General features: G+C 41.4%; 23 protein-coding genes. 5 read left to right on the top strand and 18 right to left on the bottom strand.

Annotation, left to right across the window (positions count from 1 at the left end; genetic code table 11):
• Nucleotides 1–19 precede the first annotated feature (19 nt).
• From N7U62_RS02180 to N7U62_RS02165, 4 genes are all read right to left on the bottom strand, one after another.
• A complete protein-coding gene (locus N7U62_RS02180) occupies nucleotides 20–919 on the bottom strand; it encodes a mechanosensitive ion channel family protein (protein ID WP_264136237.1) in 900 nt (299 codons plus the stop codon).
• A 99-nt stretch (nucleotides 920–1018) separates the two neighbouring features.
• Entirely contained in the window at nucleotides 1019–1282 is a 264-nt protein-coding gene (locus N7U62_RS02175; protein WP_264136236.1) for a YtxH domain-containing protein, read from the bottom strand.
• A 69-nt stretch (nucleotides 1283–1351) separates the two neighbouring features.
• Nucleotides 1352–1936 carry a Dps family protein gene (locus N7U62_RS02170; RefSeq protein WP_264136235.1) on the bottom strand — a complete coding sequence of 195 codons (585 nt, stop codon included), beginning with the start codon at nucleotides 1934–1936 and terminating at the stop codon, nucleotides 1352–1354.
• 73 nt (nucleotides 1937–2009) lie between these two features.
• Nucleotides 2010–3470 (bottom strand): ATP-binding protein, encoded by a 1461-nt coding sequence (locus tag N7U62_RS02165; protein WP_264136234.1) that lies wholly within the window; start codon nucleotides 3468–3470, stop codon nucleotides 2010–2012.
• A gap of 73 nt (nucleotides 3471–3543) precedes the next feature.
• Here N7U62_RS02165 and N7U62_RS02160 point away from each other — a divergent pair, with 73 nt between their 5' ends.
• Nucleotides 3544–4776: a sensor histidine kinase gene (locus N7U62_RS02160; RefSeq protein ID WP_264136233.1), complete on the top strand. Its 1233-nt coding sequence runs from the start codon at nucleotides 3544–3546 to the stop codon at nucleotides 4774–4776.
• Here the strand turns inward: N7U62_RS02160 and N7U62_RS02155 are convergent, their stop codons facing one another.
• The 4 genes from N7U62_RS02155 to corA form a co-directional block, all read right to left on the bottom strand.
• The gene (locus N7U62_RS02155; protein ID WP_264136232.1) at nucleotides 4777–6171 is read right to left on the bottom strand and encodes a sigma-54-dependent transcriptional regulator; all 1395 of its coding nucleotides are present in this window, start codon (nucleotides 6169–6171) and stop codon (nucleotides 4777–4779) included.
• 18 nt (nucleotides 6172–6189) lie between these two features.
• Nucleotides 6190–6534, bottom strand: coding sequence for a response regulator (locus tag N7U62_RS02150; RefSeq protein WP_264136231.1), 345 nt, complete (start codon nucleotides 6532–6534; stop codon nucleotides 6190–6192).
• A 56-nt stretch (nucleotides 6535–6590) separates the two neighbouring features.
• Nucleotides 6591–7415 carry a formate/nitrite transporter family protein gene (locus N7U62_RS02145; protein ID WP_264136230.1) on the bottom strand — a complete coding sequence of 275 codons (825 nt, stop codon included), beginning with the start codon at nucleotides 7413–7415 and terminating at the stop codon, nucleotides 6591–6593.
• A gap of 71 nt (nucleotides 7416–7486) precedes the next feature.
• Nucleotides 7487–8545 carry a magnesium/cobalt transporter CorA gene (corA, locus tag N7U62_RS02140; protein WP_264136229.1) on the bottom strand — a complete coding sequence of 353 codons (1059 nt, stop codon included), beginning with the start codon at nucleotides 8543–8545 and terminating at the stop codon, nucleotides 7487–7489.
• A gap of 304 nt (nucleotides 8546–8849) precedes the next feature.
• On the opposite strand from corA, the gene N7U62_RS02135 reads away from it, so the two are divergent.
• Nucleotides 8850–9476 carry a carbonic anhydrase gene (locus N7U62_RS02135; protein WP_264136228.1) on the top strand — a complete coding sequence of 209 codons (627 nt, stop codon included), beginning with the start codon at nucleotides 8850–8852 and terminating at the stop codon, nucleotides 9474–9476.
• A 74-nt stretch (nucleotides 9477–9550) separates the two neighbouring features.
• Here the strand turns inward: N7U62_RS02135 and N7U62_RS02130 are convergent, their stop codons facing one another.
• From N7U62_RS02130 to N7U62_RS02090, 9 genes are all read right to left on the bottom strand, one after another.
• Nucleotides 9551–10033 (bottom strand): outer membrane insertion C- signal, encoded by a 483-nt coding sequence (locus tag N7U62_RS02130; protein ID WP_264136227.1) that lies wholly within the window; start codon nucleotides 10031–10033, stop codon nucleotides 9551–9553.
• Nucleotides 10034–10130: 97 nt separating this feature from the next.
• Entirely contained in the window at nucleotides 10131–11624 is a 1494-nt protein-coding gene (locus N7U62_RS02125; protein ID WP_264136226.1) for a peptide MFS transporter, read from the bottom strand.
• Between the two features lie 1251 nt (nucleotides 11625–12875).
• Nucleotides 12876–13652, bottom strand: coding sequence for a tryptophan synthase subunit alpha (gene trpA, locus N7U62_RS02120; protein ID WP_264136225.1), 777 nt, complete (start codon nucleotides 13650–13652; stop codon nucleotides 12876–12878).
• 18 nt (nucleotides 13653–13670) lie between these two features.
• Entirely contained in the window at nucleotides 13671–14852 is a 1182-nt protein-coding gene (gene trpB, locus N7U62_RS02115) for a tryptophan synthase subunit beta (protein ID WP_264136224.1), read from the bottom strand.
• Nucleotides 14853–14854: 2 nt separating this feature from the next.
• Nucleotides 14855–15475: a phosphoribosylanthranilate isomerase gene (locus tag N7U62_RS02110; RefSeq protein ID WP_264136223.1), complete on the bottom strand. Its 621-nt coding sequence runs from the start codon at nucleotides 15473–15475 to the stop codon at nucleotides 14855–14857.
• The gene (gene trpC / locus N7U62_RS02105; protein ID WP_264136222.1) at nucleotides 15475–16263 is read right to left on the bottom strand and encodes an indole-3-glycerol phosphate synthase TrpC; all 789 of its coding nucleotides are present in this window, start codon (nucleotides 16261–16263) and stop codon (nucleotides 15475–15477) included. Before trpC ends, N7U62_RS02110 begins: the two co-directional genes overlap by 1 nt.
• Nucleotides 16260–17255, bottom strand: coding sequence for an anthranilate phosphoribosyltransferase (gene trpD / locus N7U62_RS02100; RefSeq protein ID WP_264136221.1), 996 nt, complete (start codon nucleotides 17253–17255; stop codon nucleotides 16260–16262). The genes trpC and trpD overlap by 4 nt, the downstream gene beginning before the upstream one ends.
• 18 nt (nucleotides 17256–17273) lie before the next feature.
• Nucleotides 17274–17840: an anthranilate synthase component II gene (locus N7U62_RS02095; protein WP_264136220.1), complete on the bottom strand. Its 567-nt coding sequence runs from the start codon at nucleotides 17838–17840 to the stop codon at nucleotides 17274–17276.
• Nucleotides 17837–19270 (bottom strand): anthranilate synthase component I family protein, encoded by a 1434-nt coding sequence (locus N7U62_RS02090; protein ID WP_264136219.1) that lies wholly within the window; start codon nucleotides 19268–19270, stop codon nucleotides 17837–17839. The genes N7U62_RS02095 and N7U62_RS02090 overlap by 4 nt, the downstream gene beginning before the upstream one ends.
• A 322-nt stretch (nucleotides 19271–19592) precedes the next feature.
• Here N7U62_RS02090 and N7U62_RS02085 point away from each other — a divergent pair, with 322 nt between their 5' ends.
• The gene (locus N7U62_RS02085; RefSeq protein ID WP_264136218.1) at nucleotides 19593–20006 is read left to right on the top strand and encodes a tellurite resistance TerB family protein; all 414 of its coding nucleotides are present in this window, start codon (nucleotides 19593–19595) and stop codon (nucleotides 20004–20006) included.
• On the opposite strand, the gene N7U62_RS02080 is transcribed toward N7U62_RS02085, so the two are convergent.
• The gene (locus N7U62_RS02080) at nucleotides 20007–20861 is read right to left on the bottom strand and encodes a hypothetical protein (RefSeq protein WP_264136217.1); all 855 of its coding nucleotides are present in this window, start codon (nucleotides 20859–20861) and stop codon (nucleotides 20007–20009) included.
• Nucleotides 20862–21091: 230 nt separating this feature from the next.
• Here N7U62_RS02080 and N7U62_RS02075 point away from each other — a divergent pair, with 230 nt between their 5' ends.
• Nucleotides 21092–22660, top strand: coding sequence for a PorP/SprF family type IX secretion system membrane protein (locus tag N7U62_RS02075; RefSeq protein WP_264136216.1), 1569 nt, complete (start codon nucleotides 21092–21094; stop codon nucleotides 22658–22660).
• 6 nt (nucleotides 22661–22666) lie between these two features.
• Nucleotides 22667–26008: an FG-GAP-like repeat-containing protein gene (locus N7U62_RS02070; RefSeq protein WP_264136215.1), complete on the top strand. Its 3342-nt coding sequence runs from the start codon at nucleotides 22667–22669 to the stop codon at nucleotides 26006–26008.
• Nucleotides 26009–26069 lie beyond the last annotated feature (61 nt).

Here is a 26069-nt window from a genome sequence, read left to right as displayed (position 1 = left end):
CAAATATCCTAAGCGTTTATCAGTCCTTATCATGATGCAGCGTCATCTCGGAGAGTTTTTCTCCGCCTTTGATTCCAAAATCCAAAGTACGAATTGGGAATGGAATGGTAATACCATTTTGATCGAAGGCTTTTTTGATGGCTATGATGGCTTCACTTCTGGCTCTGAGATAGCCAGGTTCGTCTGGATAGTGAATCCACAGCATGATGGTGAAATTGATCGAACTGTCTCCAAATTCATGGTAAAACAATTTCACCTCCTGACCCGGCAATAAATAAGGCAGCTTAGAGACTGCTCCGATAGCGATATCCCTAACACGCTCCAGATCCTCGGCATAGGAGACACCTACTTCCAGATCTATTCTTCTATCGTAAGTCTTGGTGAAGTTGGTGACTGGAGTCTGGAAAACATCCTTGTTGGGGATGATGACATGCAGTCCCTGAAAGGTTCTAATAATGGTAGCGCGCAGATCTATCTCCTCCACTGTACCCGTATAGTTGCTGGTAGAGATGATGTCCCCTACCTGTATAGGTTTTCGAAAAGCCATAAGCACACCCGCTATAAAGTTGGCCGTGATGTCCTGAAAAGCAAAACCCAGAGCCAAACCAATGATACCCGCACCGGCCAGCAGTGAGGTTACCGTCTGCTCTAGTTTCAATAGGTTGAGGGCAATGATCAACCCCACTCCCATCGTGATCAAATAGATGATGGCTGAAAAGAGATTGGATATGGCTCCTTTTTCTACAAATCGATCTAATAATTTCTTGGCAACTGCTCTAAGCAGCTTAGCTATGAAATAGAAAAAAACCACCACCAAAACAGCTACTACCAGATTAGGTAGCATCGCGGTGAGGTTTTCTAACCAGTTTTCTAATTTACCTTGAAGGATATCTATGGCACGGGATAAATTGAAATTCATATTGGAGATAAAAAAGGTCACAAAAAAAACTGAGCTGGAAGATGTACAATTTTCACCTTCCAGCTCAGTCGGGCAGTCGCTTGCACCTAGCTAATATAATTAAAGTGTGGCGACTTCCTTGGCTTTGTCAATGACCTTTTTCCCTTTTTGAGCCTGTGTCTCTACAGTCTTGTTCAAAATGTCCTTAGCCTCTTCTAGCTTAGAAGTAGCCGCTGCTTCCAAACTCTTCTTCATCGAATCAAAATCCTTGTTGATTTTTTCTCTTGACTTGGCTCCTTCTCTTGGGGCTGTCAAATATCCAGCTGCCAATCCAGCTCCGGCTCCTGCGATGAATACAATTGCATTTTTCAATAATGAGTTCATAATATATTTTGTTTATTGGTTTAACATTTAGTCCCGAATTTTTCGGGATTGCTTTATTTATTTAAACGATTACTGTTGAGAAAAGGCGGTCATCATCCAGTGATTTTTCTCTGTGCGTTTCACAAATCCTTTCACCATATCTTCTGTACCACTGTCTCCATGTTCAATAGCCATTTCGATCACATTGAACATATGCTCCAACAAGATTTCATAATCTTTGATCACCTCTCGGACCATTTCCATGCCAGATAGATCTGTTCCAGACTCTTTGATATCTGAAGTCTCCAGATACTCCTTCATGGTACTGAGAGGCGTTTGATTGAAAACTCTGATTCTTTCTGCTAATTCGTCAATGGCCTCTTTGGAGTAGTTGTACTGCTCTTCGAACTTTTCGTGGATATCGAAGAAGTCTCCTCCTTTTACATTCCAATGAAAATTTCTGAGCTTTTGATAATGTACGCTATAGTTAGCCAGTAGTCGGTTCATCACCTCTACTAGTTCTGCAATCTCCAATTTGGTGTACCCCAAACGTGAACTGCTTTTCGTTTCTTTCTTTATCTGTGTTCTCTCTAATTGTAGTGTATCGCTGTTCATAGTTCCATTGTTTTTCATGACACCACTATAGATACCATATTCATTCCAAAGTGAAAACAAGCCTTTGGAGCCAATAAACAGCCGTGATGTGGAGCAAAACTGTGGAAGCCAGCGCCGGTTTGTAGAGAGAATTCTACAACTCGGGATCGAAGTAGATGTAAAAGGTAGTCCCCTCTCCCAATTCGCTATCCATAGTGATACTGCCCTGATGACTATGCACAATGTTTTGGACGGTGGTGAGACCTAGCCCAGTTCCCTCCTTCTTACCTGTAAAGAAAGGCTCGAATAGCTGATGCTGATCTACTTTGGATATGCCTTGCCCATTGTCCCCTATCTCCAGGCAGATTTTATCCTCAAACCAATAGGTGGCTACTTTGAGTTGGCCCTGCTCCTCTTTCATCGCCTCAATGGCATTGATAAATAGATTGGTGAGTGCGATCTTGAGCTGATCAGTATCTAAAGACAGGTCCGGTAGATCATCTGCATAGCCTTCCACCAGCGACATGCTTTGCAAATGAAGTCGGTCTCGTACCAGGTCCAGTGCCTCTCGCACCAAAGGATTTAAGGCTTGTTTCTCAAGCTGCAGTTCTTTTGGCTTGGAAGAGTTCAGGAGATCTGAAATAAGCTTGCCGATACGTTCCGTGTTTCTGGATATGATGGTAAAATACAAGTCTGCATCTTCGACCTGCTCGTCGATTTCATCCTTGAGTTGTTCAAGCGCCAGTGAGAGATTGGTGAGTGGGTTCCGAACCTCATGAGCGATGGTTCTTGCCAGCTTTCCCGTCATGGAGAGCTTTTCGGCACGTAGTAACTGTAACTCTGCTTTTTTCCGTTTGGTCATGTCTCGGATCACCCCGATGTAGTTGTCCTGTTTGGAGTCAGCATCATAGATAGACACACAATTGACCAGGCAGTATTTCATCCCCTGTACACGATCGATCAGCGTCACTTCAAATTCCTCATTGCGCCCAACAGACTGCAGCTGCCCCCTCCAATTCTCAAATTCCTCCGAAGATTCAAACAGCAGCGAAAAGCTCATCTGTTTCAACTCCTCCAGGGTATACCCAAAGCCCTTGATCAAAGCTTCATTGGCATCCAAAAAATAAAAATCATGATCCACAAAGAAGATCCCATCGATGGACTCTTCGAACAATCGCTGATACTTATTCTCTCTGGATTGCACTTCCATGGTAGCCTCCTTGAACTGGGTGATATCCTGCATCGTCACCGTACAGCCATCTCCTAGTTGCACCACGGATATCTGAAACCACCTGAGATGCTGGGCCTCAGGATATACCTGTTCGAAGCTCAGACTCGTGCCATGATCAGCCACCTCCATCAATCGTACATTCATTCCCGATTCAACAAAAAATGGCACAGTTTCCTTCAAGGACTCTCCTAGCAATTCATCCGAATGCCTCCCGACTATTTCCTCTGCCACATCATTGATAAAGATCCACTGTAAATCTACGATTTGATTTTGCTCATCTCTGATTGATCGAAAAGACAAAATACCGTTGAATGCACTGTCTAAAATACTTCGCAGCAAGTCTTCGGAACTGTTCTTTTGATTGGGGTGAAATCTTTTGATCATAAATGAAGTGAATTACCGTAAGTTGAAAATTTATAAAACTATAAGCAAATCAAGCTTCGTACATCGAAAGTAAATGAGTAGATTTAACAAAGCTGACGATAGAATGACAGAACTGGAGAAGAGAGACGCAGAAAAGAAAAGACTGAATGTACTGAAGTCTTATTCGATATTAGATACCCCTTCCGACCCAGATTTTGACGAATTGACCTTGCTTGCTTCTCAAATCTGCGGCACGTCGATCAGTTTGATCTCATTTGTAGATGACGACCGCCAATGGTTCAAATCAAAAGTAGGATTGGAAGCTCCACAGACTCCACGCACCGTTTCTTTTTGTAGTCATGCGATTGATGAAGACAAAGACATCTTCATCGTGCCAGATGCTCGAAACCACGACAACTTCAAAGACAACCCGCTCGTCACTTCGGATCCATATATTGTTTTTTATGCAGGAGTCCCCCTTCACGGAGAGGAAGACCAACCCCTCGGTACATTATGCGTGATTGATTCTGAAACCAAAACCCTAAGCCCTCAACAAATCCAATCCCTAAAAATATTGGCTCACCAGGTAGAAAACCTGCTAAAGTTGAGAAAAATGAACTTGAATCTCAATCAAGCCATTGGGATTCTGGAAAACAAAAACCATCAGCTGGATCGGTTCGCCATGATTGCAGCACATGATATCAAATCACCTCTCAACAACATCACTGCATTGATAGAATACTTGCTATCCAGTCATAGTGAAGGGATGAGTAAAGCAGCCATTGAAACCATCAAAATGATCGGTAAGTCCAGTGGTAATCTAAAAAACCTGGTAGACGGTCTACTCTCCTACAGCAGACATGAGGAGTACATCAAACAAGAAAAAGAAACCATCCAGCTCAAAACCTTCATAGAGGATTTTCTGGGGTTATATTCTCAGCAGAAGGGATGTAGATTAAATTACAAAACGGACCTTGATGAAATCTGGGTAAATAAAATTGCTCTCGAACAAATCCTGATTAACCTGATATCTAATGCCATCAAGTATGGCGACAAGGATGAAACGATTATCGATATTTTGGTATCAGAACTGGATCACCACTACCTCTTCGAAGTGAAGGACAACGGACCGGGAATCCCGGATAAGGCCAAAACAAAAATATTCGAGCTCTTTCAAACCCTGCAAAGCACAGATCGAAATGGTCAAAAAGGAAATGGTGTAGGGTTGGCTACCGTAAAAAGACTGGTTGAATCATTGGATGGCCTAATCGAATTAGAATCTAGTGAAGGAAAAGGGTCCACCTTCCGATTTACTCTGGCCAAATAATCAAAGGTCGATATCGTACTGAGCAATCTTGTTATACAGTGTTTTTCTGTCCACTTCCAGTAGCTCTGCAGTTTTAGATTTATTGTTGTTTGTCTTTTTCAAAACCTCCAGAATGGCTGTTTTTTCTGCTTGCTCCACGACCGCTTTTAGGCTACTAGGGATCCCCCCATTCAGATTAATAGCAATCTCAGAATGTTCTTCATTTTCTGGATGTACCAGTTCAGTCGGTAAACAACTATCTTCTATATACTTATGCTGACAAAGCAAAACTGCCCTCTTCACTACATTACCTAACTCACGCAAGTTTCCATGCCAATGGTGACTTTTCAGTATAGCCAATGCCTTGTCATCAAAGCCTTCAACTGATTTGTCAAGTTGCTCATTGGCCTTGTTCAAAAACTGCTCAGCAAAAAGTATGATATCTTCTCCGCGTTCCCTCAATGGCGCCAATTCAATACTGAATTCATTCACTCTATGAAAAAGGTCCTCCCTAAACTCTCCTTCTCTAACTGCCTCTTTTAGGTCCTCATTGGTCGCTACGATCACTCTCACATCTACAGGAAGATCCTTAGCTCCTCCCACTCTTCGCACATATCTCTCCTGTAAAACCCTAAGTAATTTGATCTGATTTTCATAGCTCAAATTTCCCAGCTCATCCAAAAACAAGGTACCACCATTGGCTCTTTCGAAACACCCCTCCTTGTCATCTATGGCTCCCGTAAAGGATCCCTTGATATGTCCAAAAAGTTCACTGGCGGCTAACTCTTCAGGTAGTGCTCCACAGTCCAATGCGACAAATGCCTGATCCTTTCGCTTACTCAATCGATGAATGGACTTGGCTACATATTCCTTTCCTGTCCCTGTTTCTCCCAAAATAATTACCGACATATCTGTCGGAGCAATCAGCTCTATATGCTTCTGCACGTTGAGCGCCTGAGGAGAATTCCCAACTATATAATCAGCCTGCGCATTCTTTTTAGACCTTGGCGTTCGTTGTTTTTGTTTCTGATTGGCAGTAGAAACCACCTGCTTAGGCTCTGCAGCCAAGGCATTCTTCACAGTCAGTAAAATCTCTTCTGGATACAAGGGCTTGGTTACATAGTCATAGGCACCTTTCTTCAAAGCATCAACGGCAATTCTGACATCAGAGTAACCCGTAATCATGATCACTTGAATCTTAGAGTTGATGATCTTGATCTTTTGCAAAATCTCAAGTCCATTGTAGTCTGGAAGTTTAAAATCACAAATCACCAGATCCACTGGATTGGATTTCAGAAAAGAAATGGCTTCTTCCCCATCCGATGCGGTCTGTGCCTCATATCCATTCTTAGTAAAAAACTTCTTGAGTAGAAGACAAATGTCTGCCTCATCATCTACAATCAGAATTTTGCTCATAGAGTTGAAATCTTAGCGTTACGAAGGTATTACTTCTAATACCTGCTTTTTGGTAAAAGGTTTCTTGATAAAGTGATTGATCGACAATTCCTTGGCCTTTCGGTTTTCAAACACGCCATCGTATGCACTGATGATCACCACTCTGGCATCAGCTGAGTGATCTCGAATATCAGCCATCAAATCAAAGCCCGTACCATCTGGCAGATTAAGGTCTAGAAAAAAAATCTCGTATTCAGACGATTGAATCAAATCCCGTGCTTTGACTACTCGGTCCGCATAGTCTACCTCTAGCCCTTCCTTTTCCAGAAATCGACTCACCATCAAACCTATATCCTCTTCGTCATCTACTATCAGTGCGCGCATAGGCTTAAAGGTAGTACTAATCTGCCGTACTATCAATTCCAGCTATGATCACCTACTCATTTGAACCTCACATGACTGAATTTCAGAATGGCCACAAAGACACTGCCCCCAACGGCATTCCCCACTGTGGCCCAGAATTGAAACTTCAGATAGTCATCAAATGTGATCTCAGAACTGCTAAGCACACCAGTAAATACTTCGATAGAGCCAACAATGCAGTGATGCAGTCCTGCCACACCGATAATGAAGGTGACCAATGAAATGACCAAAATACGGCTGATAGTATCTTGGGAGGAAGTGACCAACCAACCCAAAAGCCCCATCATCCAACCCGCCAGAAGCGCACTGAGTAAAATGGTATCCCAATTGTAATCAACCAGTTCTTCGGCCAAATGATGAAAAGTAGATGGCTTAATAAAGCCCACCACTGGACCAATTTTAGAAATCAAAAGACTAAAGATATATCCCCCAATCAGATTACCGGAATATACCAGGGCCCATAACACTAAAATATTGCGAAACCTGACCGACCCATTCAGCGCAGGCAGAATGGCTAATGAGGTATGCTCTGTAAAAAGCTCTGAGCGTCCTATGATCACAAAAATAAAACCAATCGGATAGCACAGAGCCATCAGTAGCTTCATCACCTCAGGACTCAACTGCTCACCAAACATGGTAAATATTGTCCCCATGAATAGGACACTAAAACCAATCTCCAGACCCGCAGTAAAAGCTGACATAAAAAGGCCCAAATTCGAACGATTGAACTCTTTCATGCTCATATCAATCTGCTCCTCTAATATCTCTTTGCCCTCTTTGGGCTTAGACGAATCAGATTTGGGCGTCTTTTTTCTATTAAAATATCTATTCAATACTTTCATATTTATCGAATTCAGTCAGGCGTGTAGTTAGCAATAATACAACTTAAACCTTTTGCAATTACAAGCAGAGGTTATAACCACCTTTTCTTTTTAAAATAAAAAACCATAGTACCTGAAATCCCCAGCATCACTACCCAAAATATCGGGTAGGCATATTTGAAATCTAATTCTGGAAAATACCTGAAGTTCATACCATAGACGCCAACCAAAAAAGTCAAAGGACTAAAAATGACCGAATAGATCGTCAACAATCGAATGATTTCATTCAGCTTATTGGACATATTGGTATGGTAGACGCTCAATTGCTCGTTGAGCAACTCACGATAAGTCTCGATGGCTTCTGTAGCAATGGTCACATGGTCGTGAAGGTCCTTTAAGAAATGCTTGTTAGACTTTTCGATAAACTCCGATTTATCGAACTGAAAAACGGCGGCCCTAACGGGTCGGATCACTTTCCTTAGATAATTGACCTGACGTTTGTAGTAGTTGATCTGCTCCAGGATATCTTTTTTAGGATTCATAATTACCTTCTGATCTATATCCTCTATTCTCACCCCAAACTGCTCAATGGAATAAATATAATTATCCACAATAGCGTCTATCAATGCATAAGCCAAATAATCTATACTGCGATTCTTAATTCGGGTTTTTTGCTGTCTGATTCTGTCTCTGACCGAGTCCAGCACATCCCCTTCGACTTCTTGAAAAGTAAAAAGATAGTTCTCACCCAAAACCATACTAAACTGCTCCGAAGTAGTCACATCCTTCACTGCATCATAGCGAATCATCCTCAGCACAATATACAAATGACCATTGTACACTTCGCATTTGGGTCTCTGGGAGGTATCCAGGATATCTTCCAGCATCAGCGAGTCGAGGTTCAATCTCTCTCCGATATTTTCTACCACGCTCGCATCATGTAGCCCGTCGATATTCACCCAACACTTTTTGCCCTGATCCAAATAATCAAAAACCTGATCTACCTCGGCCACTGATTTTTCGGTGCATTCACTTTCGTCATACTGCATCAGTCGAATGACTGGATGTTCCATTTTTTGTTCCCCAACGAAAATCAAAGAACCGGGAGCGGTACTGGTCATATGTTTCAGGAATGAACTTTGTTTGGTCATAGTGATAGTTTTTATACAGGCTTGAAGGTAAATAATCGCATTCACTTATGCAGCTTTCGACGACCATTCCCTTCTATCCCAACAAATACGGATACAACAACCAGGCTAATTCGGTATCTGGCAGCATTTGATCCTTCTTAATTTCGCAATTGGGTATTGATCCATTAATTTTTCAACTCAAAACAGAAAGCACTGAAAAATTAGAATGCAAGAAGCACTGATCTGAAATCAAGTAAACGTTATTTTAAACTATCTTGGTGATTCCTTCTTGATCGAATGACTAAAAACGGAAAATCAAATTGTAATGGAATTAGAAAAAATATTTAAAAACAACAAAAGTTGGGTAGAAGAAAAATTGAATGTTGATTCAAACTACTTCAACAACTTATCTAAAGGACAATCCCCTGAAATTCTCTATATCGGGTGTTCTGATAGTAGGGTTACAGCAGAAGAATTAATGGGCATTTCACCAGGAGAGGCTTTTGTGCATAGAAACATCGCCAACATGGTACCAAATACAGACCTAAGCGCCATGTCTGTAATTGACTATGCAGTTTTACATTTGAAAGTAAATCATGTGGTAGTCTGCGGTCACTATTTCTGCGGGGGTGTTAAGGCAGCCATGCAGTCTCAAGACCTAGGCATTCTGAACCCATGGTTGAGAAACATTAGAGATGTATACAGAATTCATAAAGAAGAATTGAATGATATCAAAGACGAAGATCAAAGGTACAATCGTTTGGTTGAGTTAAATGTTCAGGAGCAGTGCATCAATGTGATCAAAACTGCAGAAGTTCAAAGAGCTTATAGAGATAGAGGCCTAACTGTACATGGGTGGGTTTTCGACATCCATTCAGGTAAACTCATTGATTTGAAAATTGATTTTGAGAAAACTTTAGAGCACATCATGGAAATCTACCATTTGGATTAGTGGTTTCTTCCATCTCATAAAAAAAGCCTGACTGGAGATCCAATCAGGCTTTTTTGTTCAAATTCTTATGCAGATTATTTACCGAAGCAATATCTGGCCATTACGCCAAAACCACCTGCTCCAAAATGAGTTTCTTCTACAATCCAAAATGTTGGACGATAATCAACCGCTAGTGCTAATGGAAAATCAAAGTGATAATCTATTCCAATCTCAAAACTGGCTCCCAATAAAAAAACATTATCAGTTAGTAAAGGATCATTTCCCCAATGTCCATATCTTCTACCTGCATACATAGAAGGTCCTACCCCCATGTACCAACCAAATCCATTTTCTCCACTGATATCAAAAGGACGATAAAAGAAATCCCAAAGTACATCCACTCCAATTCCTCCACCTACTGAGGCATTAGCATGTATTCGACTAAACTCTCCCACAGACAACAAAGCGTCAACCGCTACATTGTTCCCTGCACTAACACCAGATCTGATACCTAATTCTTGAGCTTGAGCCCCTGCAAATGCAAAAGCGAAAAGCCCCACTAATAATAACTTCTTCATGATGGATTTTTATTTATGTTTAAACAATTGGTTTGTTTTCAGAACAAATTTATGAATCTACTTATTAAACACAACTTCAACTTTAATAATTAATACTTTAATCATGTATATTGTCTTCTGCTCCATGTGTCAATTTTTTGAGTTTTTTCAAGAATACAATCAGCAGCAAGCCAAACCCTACGGAGAAACCACCAATTCCAGCAAATACAGCGTATTCACCAAGTTCGGATGCAGATTCACCTAATAGCCCTGCTACCTTATTCCCAAAACCTGTCATGGCGAAATAGAGTCCCATCATGATTGACCCATATCTCGCAGGAGCGAGCTTAGTGGTAAACGAAAGAGAAACTGGAGATAAACATAGTTCCCCGATCGTATGCAAAAGATAGGCTCCTACCACCCACCACATACTAGCGAGTTCCCCTCCAGCAAATTGAATAGTTGCACCAACCATCAATACAAAACCAAGCCCCATGATAATATTACCTGTAGCCATTTTAAAAAGTGCCGAATCTTCCTTTCCTTTCTGAGTCATCCAACCCCAGAAGGCAGCCACTGGCAAACCAAACATGAGAATAAAACCTGGATTAAAGAATTGGAATTGAGCAGCGGTCATTTCAAACCAACCAAATACACTTTTATCGGTTTTTTGATCTGTGTATAGATTCATCAATCCACCTGCCTGCTCGAAAGCACCGAAGAAGGCAATCACCATCAAAAAAGAAATCAATAATACAATCACTCGATCTCTTTCGATCGAATCCAATTCGTACTTATAAATATTGATACCAAAACCTATGAACAAAGAAGATATCATAAGTAGAATTCCAAACAAATAGCTCACCTCAACAAAAACGTAAGCACCAACCAAAGCAGCAATTACTACGACAACCAGCGACATTGGATTTTGTTTTAAACGATTGATATGAATGCGGCTATCAGGTAAGACCTCTTCTTTTGGCAATTCTTTCTTCAATTCGCCAATCCCCTGAAGATACTTACCACCGAAAACAAATTGCAGCTGACCGAACAACATACCAATTCCAGCAAGACCAAATCCCCAGTGCCAACCGTAAACCTGACCAATATAACCTACGATCAAAGAGGACAAAGCAGACCCCAGATTAATCCCCATATAGAAGATAGTAAAACCTTTGTCTCTACGAGGGTCACCCTGTCGATAAAGCTGACCAACCATGGTAGAAATATTGGCCTTCAATGCACCCACTCCAAGGACGATCAAAGTGATGGCAATGTAGAACATCAACTCCCCGGGCAAGGCCATAATCCCATGACCCAAAACAAGCAGTCCACCCCCTATCATAACGGCCTTCTTTTGACCTACAAATTTATCAGCCAGAACCCCTCCAGGTATCCCCATGATATAGACCATCATTGTATATGTTCCATAGAGAGAAAGAGCCTCAACCTGACTCCAGCCAAAACCTCCATTTGCAATATCATCGACCAGATAAAGCACCAGCAAACCGCGCATACCATAGTAACTAAACCTCTCCCACATTTCTGTAAAAAACAGAACTGCTAATCCTCTTGGATGACCGAAAATTTCCTTTTGACTGATGTCACTCATAATCTATAATTGTTGGGTATAATTATTTAATTCGACCGCCAAAATAGCAAGAAAATATGTCAATAAGAATTTGAGACTTAGAAAGGCATGTAGCAAGTAAAAATTACTTTGATGACAAATCATTTGTACACTTGAAAAAACAACAACTGATCTAGGTTCGATTAGAAAAAATCAACTCGTCTAAAGGGATTGCCCGACAGCAGAAAACCCATCAAATTCGCTCCTAACTTTCACCATTATAGACCCTTCAAACATTGTACTTTACCAATATAAGGATCACTACAAAAAACACATGAGAAAGTAACAAGTTAATCAGATACAAAACCAATAAAATGCTCACGAAAACCAAGCTCTGAACAGACCCCTTCAAGATTCAACGTGAGTTCAACCATAAAGACAACTGTATAGAATAAGTCAAAATTGAAAAGGAATCAAAAAACGTAAAAAGAAGACAAGGCATGCAAGAAAAGAAACAACGCTAAATTATAATAATACAAAACAACAAATTAACCTATGCCTATTATAACATTTCGATAACTCATACAAACCCCACTGAATATTGGGTCAACATCAATTACAAAAAACATCTATCCAAACTCCTCAAGAAGGGTAAGTTCTAAGCAATTAACACGACAGTAAAAAACTTAATCTCACCATGGCTTTTACAAGTGCATTTCAACTTTAATAAATCTAGCGACAGAACAGTCAATCACAACGACACGCTGCTACAACTCTCTTCCCAGGAGAATCATAAATCAGAACAATCAACTCTTAGTTTTATTAGCTAGCACTCTGCTTTTCACCACTTCAACTCTCAAGCCCAAAAACCTAGATTGGCTTTAGAAACTCTAACAGACTTTTAACACCAAAAAGCCAGCTATTCATACTCATCCAAAATACTCAGTTATGAGTCTAGCATATCAACTCAACCTCAGAATAATACTCACAAAAAAAGTCAGCTCATCCTTCAAAAATCATCAAACCAAAATCGACTTGACATTGTTGAAAGTGAACTGACTTTCTAAAATATTCTTATTTAAGATTCCACAGAGATTTCGCTTAAAACCGGAAGCTAACAAAGCTACCATCTCCGAAAACCCCCCTTCTAACCACCAATAAATTCTCTTTCTAAAAACAAAAAAAGGAGTCTAACACTAAATTTACTAAACATTAAACCTTCAAACATGATGCAACATCATAACCATCTGAATAAAAATATTTTAAACTCCATTTTTTAGCCCAGACTAAAACTTAAAAACGACCAAATTGTTTCATAAAATTAGCTGTAGAGGCAGCCGCATCTTCGCCTTCTGCCACGGCCTTCACAAAAGCACTCCCTATGATCCCCCCTCTTGAGAATCGTGTCACCTGATCAAATGATTCTTTGTCTTTGATCCCAAATCCTGTAATCAATGGATTCTTCAATTTCATTGCCTTCAGACGTTGCGCGAAAGCATCAAAGTCCGAACTGAAATTCTTATTCACCCCGGTCGTTGCAGCTGAGGAAACCATGTAGATAAAGCTATCCGTATGTTCATCCACCAACCTGATTCGGGCATCAGTAGAAGAGGGTGTAATCAATATCACGTTCTTCAAATTATAACGCTCCATCACCTCCTTGTACTCACTGATATATTCCTCCACAGGCAGGTCTGGAATGATCAATCCATCCACATCGATCTCCTTACACTTAGCGCAAAACTGCTCAACCCCAAACTGCAAAATCGGATTCAAAGAACTCATCATTATTAAAGGGATGGAAACAGATTTCCTTATATCCTTCAGCTGCTCAAAAAGCAACTTGACAGACATCCCATTTTCCAACGCGACTGTATTGCTATGTTGGATGGTAGGGCCATCAGCGATCGGGTCAGAGAAGGGCACTCCTACCTCTAACATATCCGCACCATTCTGTTCCAAGGCTTCCATCACTTTCACGGTATCATCCAATTTTGGATACCCAGCCGTGAAATAAATAGACAGTATATTTTCCTTTTGTTCTAGTACTTGATTGATTCTATTAGTCATCTTATTTTCTTCTCCGTTTTACAAGTAGCTCAAATATGTCTCAAGATCTTTATCTCCCCTTCCAGACAGATTCACTACTACATGCTGGTCTTTACCAAACTTTATTTTCTCCAAAACAGCTAGTGCATGTGAGGATTCTACAGCAGGTATAATCCCTTCCAATTTGCACAATTCTAATCCCGCCTTCATAGCATCTTCATCAGTGACTGCCTCATATTTGACTCGGCCTGTTTCAAACCAATGAGCCAAAGCCGGGCCAATACCTGGATAATCAAGACCAGCTGAAATCGAATGCGGCTCTACCACCTGACCATCTTCCGTCTGCATAAACAAGGTCTTGCTACCATGTAAAATTCCACTCACACCCTTGAAGGTAGCCGCAGCTGTAAAACCAGATTCAAGCCCTTTTCCTGCTGCCTCTGCAGCGATCAGTTCGACTGATTCTTCTTCCAGAAAATGATAGAAAGCACCTGTTGCATTACTCCCTCCTCCGACACAGGCAATGACCGTATCTGGCAACTCTGAACCTGTCTTTTCTAGCAGCTGTTTCCTGATCTCTTCTGAGATCACAGACTGGAATTTAGCCACCATATCCGGATAGGGATGTGGCCCTACTACAGACCCAATAATGTAGTGTGTATCGAAGGGGTTTGCGATCCAATATCTCATCGCTTCATTGGTCGCATCTTTGAGCGTTTTTGACCCAGATGATACAGGAACAACTTCGGCTCCCAGCATCTTCATTCGACCCACATTTGGGGCTTGCCTTTTGACATCCAACTCCCCCATAAAGACCACACATTCGATCCCCATCAAGGCGCATGCAGTAGCGGTTGCAACTCCATGCTGCCCCGCTCCAGTCTCGGCGATAATCTTCTTTTTCCCGAGCTTTTTCGCAAGGATAATTTGTCCTAGAGAGTTATTGATTTTATGTGCCCCGGTATGGTTTAGATCTTCCCTTTTCAGGTATACATTCGTTTGATATTTCTCTGACAAACGAGTGGCCAAATACAAAGGACTCGGTCTCCCTACGTAATCTTTTAGTAAAGTATCAAACTCCTTTTTGAACTCTTCTGTCGCTACTATCTGTTCGAATTTTTCCTGCAATTCAGCTACATTGGCTTGCATCATTTCAGGGATAAACGCCCCTCCGAAGCTGCCATAGTAACCTCTTTCATCAGGTCTTAAACTTGTCTTCATGTTTAGTCTTGATTCTTTAATTCAGAAATAAATGTTTTAATCGCCGATACATCTTTGAGCCCTGGCTCCACTTCGAATCGACTGTTGATATCCAATACTTGTAATGCCTTATGATGAAAACCCTTAACCTTGCTCACATCATTTGGACCTATCCCTCCACTCAACACAAAGGGCAATTCCTTCTCATATTCACTCAAGGCTGACCAATCAAACTGCACCCCATTTCCACCGTGCTCCTTACCTTTGGTATCGAATAGATAAGCATCCACAGCTTGCTCATAGCCTTGTATATCGGGAAGGGTATCCAGAACTGGAAAAGCCTTCCAAACCTGATAACCTGCCGCTTTAAGTTCTTCACATTCCTTCACGGACTCTTCACCGTGCAACTGCAATACATCCAAATCAAACTGCTCGGCCAGTCTTTTTATCTTCTGCACTTTTTCATTGACAAATACGCCCACCTTCTTTTTCCCAAGAGCCTTCATAGTTGATTCATCTATATCTCCGGCAAGAAAATAGCGCTTTGACCTTTCGTAAAAAATAAACCCGATATAGTCTATATCTGATTGAGCGAGCTCATTCAAATTGGACATATTTCGAATCCCGCAGACTTTTATTTCCATCAGACCAGCTCTTCTTTCATGAACTTCTTGAGCTCAGCAGCTGGATCAGCATGTTTCATAAACTGCTCTCCGATCAAAAAGCCCTTGTATCCTGCTGCTGTCAAATCAGCCATATCTTGAGTAGTTGAGATTCCACTTTCAGAGATTTTCAGTTGCTCTTTTGGCAGAATTTCAGATAGATCAATTGAGTTCTGAATAGTAGTTTTAAATCGCTTCAAATCGCGGTTATTCACGCCCAAAATATCCACCTCCGGAATATAAGCCTGCTCAAATTCCTCTTGATTATGAATCTCTAACAGTACCTCCAATCCAAGCTCATGCGCCAAAGAAGTAAACCTTTTAATCTCCTCTTTGGTCAAAATCGCAGCAATCAAGAGCATCAAATCCGCTCCTATAGCCTTGGTTTTATATATCTGATACTCATCGATGATAAAATCCTTTCTTAGAATCGGGCAACTCACATGTGGCCTGGCACGCTGCAAATCCTCGATGGTACCACCAAAAAACGGCTCGTCAGTCAAAATAGATACCGCAGAAGCACCAGCCTCACAATAGCCTTGAGTCACTTTCACCACATCTACCTTATCATTGATGATACCCTTAGATGGTGACTGACGCTTGAATTCAGAAATAATCGCAGGCAAAACTGAGGACTTCATTCTATCGGCAGTGGAAAATCCCTTTCTGCTAAAGCCCTCCATTTTGGTCAACTGATCTATGCTATTCAAAGCCTTTTGCGCTTCGATTTCCTTGCGCTTTTCCGCTACTATTTTATCTAATACATTCATTTTCCTACTGCTAAAAACTCAACCAAACAATTGTAAGCCGAACCAGACTCAATCGACTCCTTGGCTTTTGCTATCCCTTCCTGAATATCAGCCAAATCCTGACTCATATACAGCGCCAAACCAGCATTGGCTAGCACAACTTGAGTCTGCGCCTCTGTGCCTTCCCCTTTCAATACTCTTTGAAAAATGGCTGCAGAATCCTCTACAGTGCTTCCACCATGGATTTGTTCTGGTTTAATGACACTCAACCCAATCTGATCTGGTGAATAAGTCACCACATCATCTTTGCTGTAGACTTTAAAATCTCCTGTGAGAGAAATCTCATCATAACCATCCAGAGCATGAACGATGGCACAGGCTTTACCCTCTTGCTGATGCAATTCCTGGTAGAGCTCAGCTACTTCCAGGCTATAGACGCCCATCAACTGCTTAGCAGGCCTACTGGGATTTACCAAAGGCCCTAACATGTTGAAAAAGGTCTTTAATCCAAGCTCCTTACGCACTGGAGCCACATTTTTCATCGCAGGATGAAACAAGGGTGCATGCAAAAAGCAAATACCCGCCTTCTCGATCGTTTCCTGTAGCACAGCCTCTTCTGATGGGAACTGATAGCCCAAATGCTGCAATAGGTTAGAGGACCCACAACTTGAGGACACTCCATTATTACCATGCTTGGCCACCTTTTGACCCGCACCAGCTACTACAAAAGAAGCCGTAGTAGAAATATTGAAAGTATCTTTGCCATCACCACCCGTACCACACATATCTATGGCATCATAGGCACTCAAATCAATGGCTCTACACAAATCCAGCATGGCATCTTTGAAGCCAGCCAACTCATGTGCCTGAATCCCTCTCATCAGGTAAGCCATTAAGAAAGCAGCCATTTCACTCGTGTTACTGTTTCCTTGTGCCATTTCCTTCAAGGCTTCCCGAGCCTCCTCTCTACTGAGCACTTCGCTCGCACTCAATCTTTGTAAAATCTCTTTCATAGGTTTAGGATTAAGTCCTTACAATTTGATCCAGTTTTCCATCATTTTGATCCCATGCTCGGTCAATATAGACTCGGGATGAAACTGTACCCCTCTCACATCATACTCTTTGTGCTTCAGGGCCATTATTTCACCCTCATCGTCGACTGCAGTCACTTCTATATCTCCCTGCTTCTTAGGGTCAACGGCCCAGCTATGATAGCGGCAGATTTTGAACTGCTCAGGAATATCTCCGAACAATATGTCTTTCACTTTTACATTGACATTGGTCGCAATACCATGTAGTACGTTGGGCAAGTTGTACAAAGTGCCGCCAAACGACTCAGCAATCGCCTGATGTCCCAGGCACACCCCTAGAATGTTTTTATCAGGAGCATAAGTCTTGATCGTGTCCATCAAAATACCACTATCCTTTGGTAGTCCAGGCCCTGGAGAAAGCAGAATACGGTCATATTTGGCCACTTCTTCTAATTTAATCTGGTCATTTCTATGTACTTCCAGATTTTCATCTCCTTCCAGCTCACGAATGATATGAACCAGGTTATATGTGAAGGAATCGTAATTATCTAATACTAATGTTTTCATTGGATTGCTCTTTGGGCTAGATTCATAGAATTTGCTTTCTCGATGGCAGTTTTCAAAGCGCCAATCTTGTTATAAACTTCCTGCACTTCGCTATCAGGGTTAGATTTGGCCACTACCCCTGCTCCAGCTCTAAAATGCAGTTTATTGTCCTGACTCAGAAAAGACCGAATCAAAATGGCATGATTGAAATTGCCATAAAAGTCCATCAACCCAATCATACCTCCATAGTATCCTCTGGCCGTCTTTTCATAGGCATCAATTAGTCCCATGGCTCTATGCTTAGGCGCACCTGATAACGTACCAGCAGGAAAAGTATCCGCTGCTAGATCAATAGCGGACTTACCTGGGATCATTTTGGAAGTCACCTTGGACACCAAATGAATCACATGAGAGAAAAATTGGATCTCCTTAAACTTCTCTACAGTCACTTCACTACCCGAGATACTTAAGTCGTTTCTCGCTAAATCTACCAGCATCACGTGCTCTGAAGTTTCCTTCTCGTCCTCTGCCAGTTCCTTGGCTGCCACGGCATCCTTTTCATCGTCGCCTGTTCTACGATAGGTCCCTGCAATTGGATAAATCGCTGCCTGACGATCATTCACCTCTAATTGTGCTTCGGGTGAAGAGCCAAAAATCCTAAATGATCCATAATCAAAATAGAACAGGTATGGAGATGGGTTGACACTGCGAAGCGCACGATACAAGAAAAAATCGTCACCTTCATAGCTTGTATGAAAGCTCCTTGACAGTACCATTTGAAAGGTATCCCCCAACTGACAATGATCGATGGCCTTCAAAACATTCTCTTTAAATTCTGCATCAGTCATATCAGATACGATGTCTCCATGCGAGGAGAAATCATACTGAGGAGTCCCTGAGGCAAAAATCATATCTTCCACCATTTCAATACCTGAGTAATCCAGGACAGGGTCCCCGCTATTCTCGGTTATGAATATTTTGTTTCGAAAGTGGTCAAAGGCAATCACATATTTGAAACAGAAATACTGCATCAATGGCACTTTGAAGTTTTTGGGCTTGTCACTATCAAACTTGATATCCTCAAAAAGCTGCACAGTCTCGTAACTCGTAAACCCAAAAAGGCCCGACTTGGTGTAATACTGTTTTTCATCCTGCGGTTTAAAGCAGCTTGCAAATTCCACAAAATGAGATCTCAAGTCCACATTGCTGATGGGCTGTGAAATCACATCTTCCTCTGGAAACTGGGTGAACAGATACTCCTCCTCTACCCGAAATTCGGCCACAGGCTGAAACCCAATATAGGAGATACTGCCTTCCTTGGCATGGTAATCTGAACTCTCCAGCAAGAAAGAGTTGGGATGCTTCTCGCGCACTTTTAGGTAAATACTCACCGGGGTTATCAGGTCTCCGAGTATTTCTTTGGTCTTAGAATAAATCTTTACTTCTTTCATTTGAAAATTTGGCAAAAAAAAAGCCCTGACTGTGAACGTCAGGGCTAATGTTATATCATCGAATACAAGAATGCCGGGTTCACTTCTGATTAGAAATGATCCACCACCAATTTGTATTTTTGTTATTCAATTTCACAGGTGCAATTATATTGTAGCTGACTCAATTTCCAAAACATTCATTGTTATTTTTATTTGAAGTCAAACAAATACCGGACAAAGCTATATAGTATTGGTCTAATCGTTTTAATTTGATTTTTGATACAATTTTATGAAATTGTAATAGATAAGATTTAAAATACAGCCGTTACCAAAACCAAAACCAATGTCAGACGTCAGAGAACACCTAAGCTTACTGGTCAGATTATCCAAGGTAGATAATTTTATAGCTGAGCCTGAAGCTAAGATGATTCACTACATTGGTTCCTTAAACGGGCTCAACGAAGACGAGATAGAGACCATTATTGACAACCCTCTGCCAATTGCAGAGTTAAGATCTCTCACTCCTGAAGAAAAATTCGAATACCTATTCAACATTGTTCAATTAATGAAAGTAGATGGGAAGGTATTTCAGTCTGAGATCGATTTTTGCGAAAGAATAGCGATTAAACTTGGATATAAGCCTGGAGTAATAGCTGACCTTTCAGCCTATATCTACAGTGACCCAAATATTAGTACAAACAAAACATTTCTAAGAAGTATAGCCGATGAACATCTGCTACCTATGAGAAAGCAATGATTAATACCTCTTGGTTCTCTTCTTTTTCTTACCCAATTTATTGGTACTCTTTCCTTTCTTACTCAGTTTGACATCATAGCCGTACATATAGGCGAATGATATAACAAGCATATTGGTATTATACTCCATATCCTCACTGTACAACAAGGCGTCATTCAATTTATTTCCATCATTAAATGACATGAACGAATGTCCCCAACTGTATTTCACATCAGCTATGAGTCTACTGGATGGCGAAAACTGAATCACTCCTCCAAATCCAAAATCTATAGCATATTGTAATCTATTGGGCTTAGTAATCACATGTTTATCAGGGAAATTGGTATTCTCAAGTTCTTCCTGTGTGATATCCTTAAACATGATTTTATACTTGATTTGCTCTTCTCCAAAGCTTTTCAGTTCATCCGACACTAAAACTCCAGAACCTCCCAGCCAGTAACTCAGCCTTGGTCCTGCCTGCGCCATCAACATGATGCTACTATTTTTAAAGAAGAGCATTCTAGCCATCATTGGAGCCGAAATAAAATGATTGACCGTTTTACTATCTACGAACTGACCTCCTAAACCTCCTTCATTTAAAGGAGTTTCATAGGCATCAGTACTTCTACTCCTATTATTTACTCGCATGTACACAAGTTCTGTATGCACTTCAAAGTTGGTCTTAGTCGAATAATCAAAAGCAAGACCTGCATGCCAATTGACTTTTGAGGTGGTTTTAAAACTATCTACTCTGGCCTCATGATCATACCTGGGCATCAACAACTGCCCCCCTACTTTAGGTCCAAACCAAAACTGTGCATGGACTGCCCCGCTACACAACATAACACATACAATTACCAACAGTTTCTCTTTCATTCCACTAGTGCTGAATACATTTCAAAGTAAAGTACAAAAAAATATATAATAACTCATACTTCATAACTATGCTGCAATTTTGTAATATTAAGCAAATTTTCGAATCTTTTCGATGCATCCAAGCAGGAAGCATATTCTTTACTTTGGTATTTTTCGATTAGTTTTGAAAAGATTTTGTAAAAATGATGAACCACCTAATAGTCCTTCGTTTTTATAAACAGGTGTTTTGTATGAAGAAAATAACATTCCCACTCTTACTGCTTTGGTTAGCCTCAGCTTCTAACCTCTATGCACAAGATCAAAGAGTATATAGTCAGTTTTTCATGAACCCCTATGTACTCAACTCTGCCTATGCAGGTTCGGCTGGCTATACCACTATATATGGTGTACATCGCCAGCAATGGATCGGTCTGGAAGGCGCCCCTATGAATTCACATGTGAGTTTCCACACTCCTTTAGAATCCAACTTTTCCATCGGTGCCTTTGCCTACAATGACAATGTAGATGCCATCAACTCTTCGGGTGCCAAAATCACAGGCGGGTATTTAATGGAATTGGACAGAAGAAACAGATCCTACATTAGATTCGGACTATCTGTAGGAGGTGGCTATTCTGGTTACGATATCGAAGCGGGCAATGACCCGACTCTTTTGGCGCTAACCGGAACTAATACCTCTTACGTTACCGCTGACGTTGGACTCTCCTACTATTTTAGGGATTTTAACGTTGGGCTCTCAATACCTAATCTGATCGGCAGAGATGTAGTGAGTCCAGATGCTTTTAGTTCGGTGCAATTAAAGCCTTGGGAAAACATCATGATCAATGCCAACTACAGGTTCCTGCTGAATAAGTCATTGGCCATCGAACCACACCTTATATATAGGTTCTCTCTGGTAAATATGCCACAATACGAAGCAGCAGTCATGGCGCACCTCGGACACATCGTCTGGGCCGGACTTAGCTACAGAGAAGATTTGAGCATGGCAGCACTTTTTGGAATCAAAATTCAGGAGAGATATGCCATTGGTTTTTCATATGAATATGGCAACACTGAGCTAGAAGGATATTCATCTGGAACTTTAGAGGTCAGTCTTGGAATCAATGTGGGAGACAAAAAGAAAAAGCAAAAGCAAGGTCTTTCTTTTATCCAAAATTTCAAAAAAACCAGAGAACAAGAAATGCGTTCGGAAGCCCGAAGACAGCAATTGGCTGAACAAAGAGCACAACAGCAGAAAGAGCAGCAAACGGCTCAGACCACCCCAGAACCAAAAGAGACACCAGTTACTCCGGATCCTGTAGTCGAAGAAACTGCGGTAGTGGCCAATACGACTCCTGTAGAAGAGAAGGAAGTCGTAAACGAACAAATCGATATGAGCATACCGATAAAAACCAGAACCAATACAGAAGGCGAATGGGAAATCGGCACAACTTATATTCAAACTCATATGGATAGCACCAAAGCTTCTATCGTGAAATGGACGGATGCATTGACCAATACACCTCCAGAAGTGGCGCTTCCCGAAAACACCCACCGCATGGGTAGACATATTTTGGAATTACCTCCTGGTCACCACGTAGTGGCAGGTGAGTTTGATGACTTCCAATCTGCAGAAGATTACAGTGACGAGATTTTCCAAATGGGATATCATGGAGCAATAGTGGCTTATGTCAGTTCTATGAAACAATACGTTGTAGTAGTACACAAAGGGGCTACCATGAGGCAAGCTGAAGAAGAGCAAGCTGTATGGAGTGCGAGACACAACCTGGACCACGTTTACATTTTGAACATTTTGGAATAAGAAGTCATGCTGAGACACATTATATATAATAGCAAAAGCCTAACCCTACTAGTAGCTATCATCATGAGTCATTCGCTTTTGGCTCAAACACCTTACATCAACAGCGTGAGTCCAGGTTCTGCGGCAGCTGGAGAAAAAGTAAGTATAATTGGCAGCAATCTCCCTACCACCAATGTAGCGGTGTTTTTTGGAGGTGCTATCGCGACTGATATCAACGCCACTGCGTCATTGATTGAAACTACAGTACCATATGGTGCTACTTTTGATCACGTTTCGGTCATTGATACCAGTACCGGTCTCATCGCCTATTCAAGCGAGAAATTTATTCCTACATTTGATGGGACGAGTCAGTCCAGTTCTTCCCTATCGACTTCATTAGGTGCTTTAAGGACCTTCGAAAGTGGAGCCAATCAAAGTCAGGATTTATGTACTTGCGATCTGGATCAAGACGGAGACATGGATGTGATGATTTCTAATGCAGGATCTTCATTGGTCACTGTATTTACAAATACAAGTAGTGGAACAGGAAGTGCTAATGCCAGTTTCAGCATTTCTACCCTGTCTACAGTTCAACCATTGAGTAATATCACTTGTGGAGATATGGATGGAGATGGATATCCTGAAATCGCTAGTACTGAAAACACGAATGACGCCACCTCCTTTTTATATGTATTTAAAAACAATACTGGTGTAAGCGGAGCTGCTGATAACATCGTTTTTGCTGAAGAAATCAGCCTAGAGGTGTCTACTGAATCACATAAACCCAATAGAGTAGCTTTAAACGATTTGGATCTTGATGGCAAACCTGAGCTTGTCACGATTGCCGATAACGAGAATATCATTTACTATTTCGAAAACAACAGTACCGTGGGTACGATTAGTTTCGGATCTGTACAAACCATCAATGCGACCGAAAATTCAGGAACTGCAGGTCTTGGCGGACTAGATGTTTCTGACTTAAATAATGATGGATTCCCAGAAATCATTGTTTCCAATCAAAGTAATCAGGGCTTCTACGTTATTCAAAACAATAGTGCACCAAACAGCATTAGTTTCGCTACACCACAATACTTTGAGACTCAATCCAATATCAGAGCCTTAAAAACTGGTGATTTAGACAATGACGGTTTTAAGGATATAGTATTAACGAATGGCGACATTAGCATTGACTTGACTGAAATCGCTAAAAATACAACCACAGGTGTAGGTAACAGTATTTCATTTGGAACCACTGTTCTAATCCAAAATATTGAGAGAACCTGGGGTCTGGATCTTGGGGATGTAGACGGAGATGGTGATTTGGATATAGCAATAGGTTCTATCGGTGGCGCCACTAATTTCTACGTTTTGTTAAATCCAGGAGATGGGTCACTTAACAATTTTGATCTAGCCACTGTTGCCATTCAAGAAAATAGTAGAAACATCAAAATAGCTGATTTTGACAATGATGGTCGTGCAGATTTTGCCTTTACGCACAAATCTTCAGCAGACGTCAGCGGTCAATTAGGAATTAAATTCAACGAAATATGTTATACACCAGAAATCACCGCTCTTAGCAGCACCGAATTGTGTACTGGTGAATCTGTGATTTTAGAAGCGTCCAAAACAGGCCTGCCTTTGGTTTGGAAAAGAAATGGAGGCGTGTTAGCTGGTGAAACTGGCTCCACCTTGACAGTCAGTGATGCAGCACCAGGCAACTATACGGTCGAAATAGGCGATGGGTGTAGCACTCCTTCTGACGCTACCACGGTAAATGCAGTCGCTGGGACTTATGCAAAGCCTTCTTTCTCATTTGTAGGGACTTCACCTTATTGTAAAGGCGCTACAGTAGCAGTAAACATCACAGCAGACCCCAGCTCGGAATTCATCCTGACTGGCCCTAATGGTTTTGAATTATCTGCTAGTACCCAAACGGGAATTGTGGTGGCTGACATTAATATCAACAGCTCTGGCGAATATCAATTGACTACTATATCAAGTAGCTCTGGGTGTGGTAAAACCTCAGATCCTGTATCGCTGTCCGTGGTAGCCTTGCCTACAGTATCAGTTAAGAATCCATTACCCAACCTTTTTTGTGATGGAACTACACTCGCATTATCCACCACTTCATTTCCAGGTTACACCTATGATTGGAAATTGGATGGAGCAAGTTTCAGTACTCCAGAAACCAATCCAGACGAATTGTTAGCGTCAGTTGCAGGTAACTATTCCGTGACTATATCAGGAAGCGGATGTAGCTATACCAGCGATGCGCTTACTTTAGAAACCGTCACACCTCCTACTCCTACAATTACTACTTCCACAAATACGCTTTGTGAAGGAGCAGAAATAGACTATTCAGCTAATGCTACTGCAGAAGGCGGATTTGACATCATTTACACCTGGGATTTTGCGGATGGAAGCGCTACACAGATAGGGCAAGCCATCAGCTATGCACACAGTGCCAGTGGGACATATGACGTGTCAGTGACGGCCAGCTATGACGGAGTAGAAAACTGTACTTACACACCCGTAACCCAAACCATTGACATTACAGCCACCCCTAGCGGGACTGCTCTGGATTTAATTATATCCAACAATTCAGATCCTTCCAACTTTGAGAAGTGTGAGGAGAACAGCCTGATCATTAGAGTAGAAGGCGACTATCAATCTTATGAATGGAGAACCATTGGAGGAACAGTACTCGGGTCAAATCCTTCAGTACAAGTTAGTACAGAATCTGAAGTAACTGTTGGCCTGGTAGATGATCTAGAATGCTCATTTGATGCCAACCCTGTGATGGTATCTAATTACACATCAGGCGGGGTTAGTATCACTCCTACAGGTTCTAACACCATAGAAACTGATCCAGATTTGGGTAAAATAATCAACCTAAATGATGATCAATTCAGTGTTGGATTGTCTACTGACGCAATCGATCCAGGATGGATACCTGCAGAGTTGATTGACAATCCACTTGCCAATGATGTAACTGTAACCCCAAGAAACGCACGGACTTTAGTAGCGGTAGAAGGTATAGACATCTTAGGTTGCTATACCAGAGACTCAGTGACTTTAGTCATACCTGGCGTAAAAGCAGACAAGAGTTTCACTCCTAATGGAGACGGAATCAACGACTGCTGGCAAATCTCCAATGTGAGTGGAACAGACTGTACAGTTACTATTTTTGACGCCAAAGGACGTAAAATTCGCGACATCAAATTCTCTCCAGACACGAGTCTGAACGATTGCGTTTGGGATGGTACGAAAGTAGGTGGCGGAGAACTGCCCAATGGCACATACTACTATATCATGAACTGTTCGGACAGCCAAAATGAGAGTGGAGGAGCTATTTTTATGGCAAAATAAACTACTTATTTTGTTCATTACGCATATCCCCTAATTGGTACGTAAATACCGTAAATTCATC

It is taken from the genome of Reichenbachiella ulvae (genome assembly GCF_025833875.1).
In the GTDB taxonomy this organism is placed as follows: Bacteria; Bacteroidota; Bacteroidia; order Cytophagales; family Cyclobacteriaceae; genus Reichenbachiella; species Reichenbachiella ulvae.
Note: the sequence above shows the minus strand (reverse complement) of the source record. Positions and strands in the feature narration are given on the sequence as shown.

Bases quoted from the DNA above. Each gene is read 5' to 3' on its own strand.
- N7U62_RS02180 (WP_264136237.1), bottom strand. From the start codon at position 919: ATGAATTTCAATTTATCCCGTGCCATAGATATCCTTCAAGGTAAATTA.
- N7U62_RS02175 (WP_264136236.1), bottom strand. From the start codon at position 1,282: ATGAACTCATTATTGAAAAATGCAATTGTATTCATCGCAGGAGCCGGA.
- N7U62_RS02165 (WP_264136234.1), bottom strand. From the start codon at position 3,470: ATGATCAAAAGATTTCACCCCAATCAAAAGAACAGTTCCGAAGACTTG.
- N7U62_RS02160 (WP_264136233.1), top strand. From the start codon at position 3,544: ATGAGTAGATTTAACAAAGCTGACGATAGAATGACAGAACTGGAGAAG.
- N7U62_RS02155 (WP_264136232.1), bottom strand. From the start codon at position 6,171: ATGAGCAAAATTCTGATTGTAGATGATGAGGCAGACATTTGTCTTCTA.
- N7U62_RS02150 (WP_264136231.1), bottom strand. From the start codon at position 6,534: ATGCGCGCACTGATAGTAGATGACGAAGAGGATATAGGTTTGATGGTG.
- N7U62_RS02145 (WP_264136230.1), bottom strand. From the start codon at position 7,415: ATGAAAGTATTGAATAGATATTTTAATAGAAAAAAGACGCCCAAATCT.
- corA (WP_264136229.1), bottom strand. From the start codon at position 8,545: ATGACCAAACAAAGTTCATTCCTGAAACATATGACCAGTACCGCTCCC.
- N7U62_RS02135 (WP_264136228.1), top strand. From the start codon at position 8,850: ATGGAATTAGAAAAAATATTTAAAAACAACAAAAGTTGGGTAGAAGAA.
- N7U62_RS02130 (WP_264136227.1), bottom strand. From the start codon at position 10,033: ATGAAGAAGTTATTATTAGTGGGGCTTTTCGCTTTTGCATTTGCAGGG.
- N7U62_RS02125 (WP_264136226.1), bottom strand. From the start codon at position 11,624: ATGAGTGACATCAGTCAAAAGGAAATTTTCGGTCATCCAAGAGGATTA.
- trpA (WP_264136225.1), bottom strand. From the start codon at position 13,652: ATGACTAATAGAATCAATCAAGTACTAGAACAAAAGGAAAATATACTG.
- trpB (WP_264136224.1), bottom strand. From the start codon at position 14,852: ATGAAGACAAGTTTAAGACCTGATGAAAGAGGTTACTATGGCAGCTTC.
- N7U62_RS02110 (WP_264136223.1), bottom strand. From the start codon at position 15,475: ATGGAAATAAAAGTCTGCGGGATTCGAAATATGTCCAATTTGAATGAG.
- trpC (WP_264136222.1), bottom strand. From the start codon at position 16,263: ATGAATGTATTAGATAAAATAGTAGCGGAAAAGCGCAAGGAAATCGAA.
- trpD (WP_264136221.1), bottom strand. From the start codon at position 17,255: ATGAAAGAGATTTTACAAAGATTGAGTGCGAGCGAAGTGCTCAGTAGA.
- N7U62_RS02095 (WP_264136220.1), bottom strand. From the start codon at position 17,840: ATGAAAACATTAGTATTAGATAATTACGATTCCTTCACATATAACCTG.
- N7U62_RS02090 (WP_264136219.1), bottom strand. From the start codon at position 19,270: ATGAAAGAAGTAAAGATTTATTCTAAGACCAAAGAAATACTCGGAGAC.
- N7U62_RS02085 (WP_264136218.1), top strand. From the start codon at position 19,593: ATGTCAGACGTCAGAGAACACCTAAGCTTACTGGTCAGATTATCCAAG.
- N7U62_RS02080 (WP_264136217.1), bottom strand. From the start codon at position 20,861: ATGAAAGAGAAACTGTTGGTAATTGTATGTGTTATGTTGTGTAGCGGG.
- N7U62_RS02075 (WP_264136216.1), top strand. From the start codon at position 21,092: ATGAAGAAAATAACATTCCCACTCTTACTGCTTTGGTTAGCCTCAGCT.
- N7U62_RS02070 (WP_264136215.1), top strand. From the start codon at position 22,667: ATGCTGAGACACATTATATATAATAGCAAAAGCCTAACCCTACTAGTA.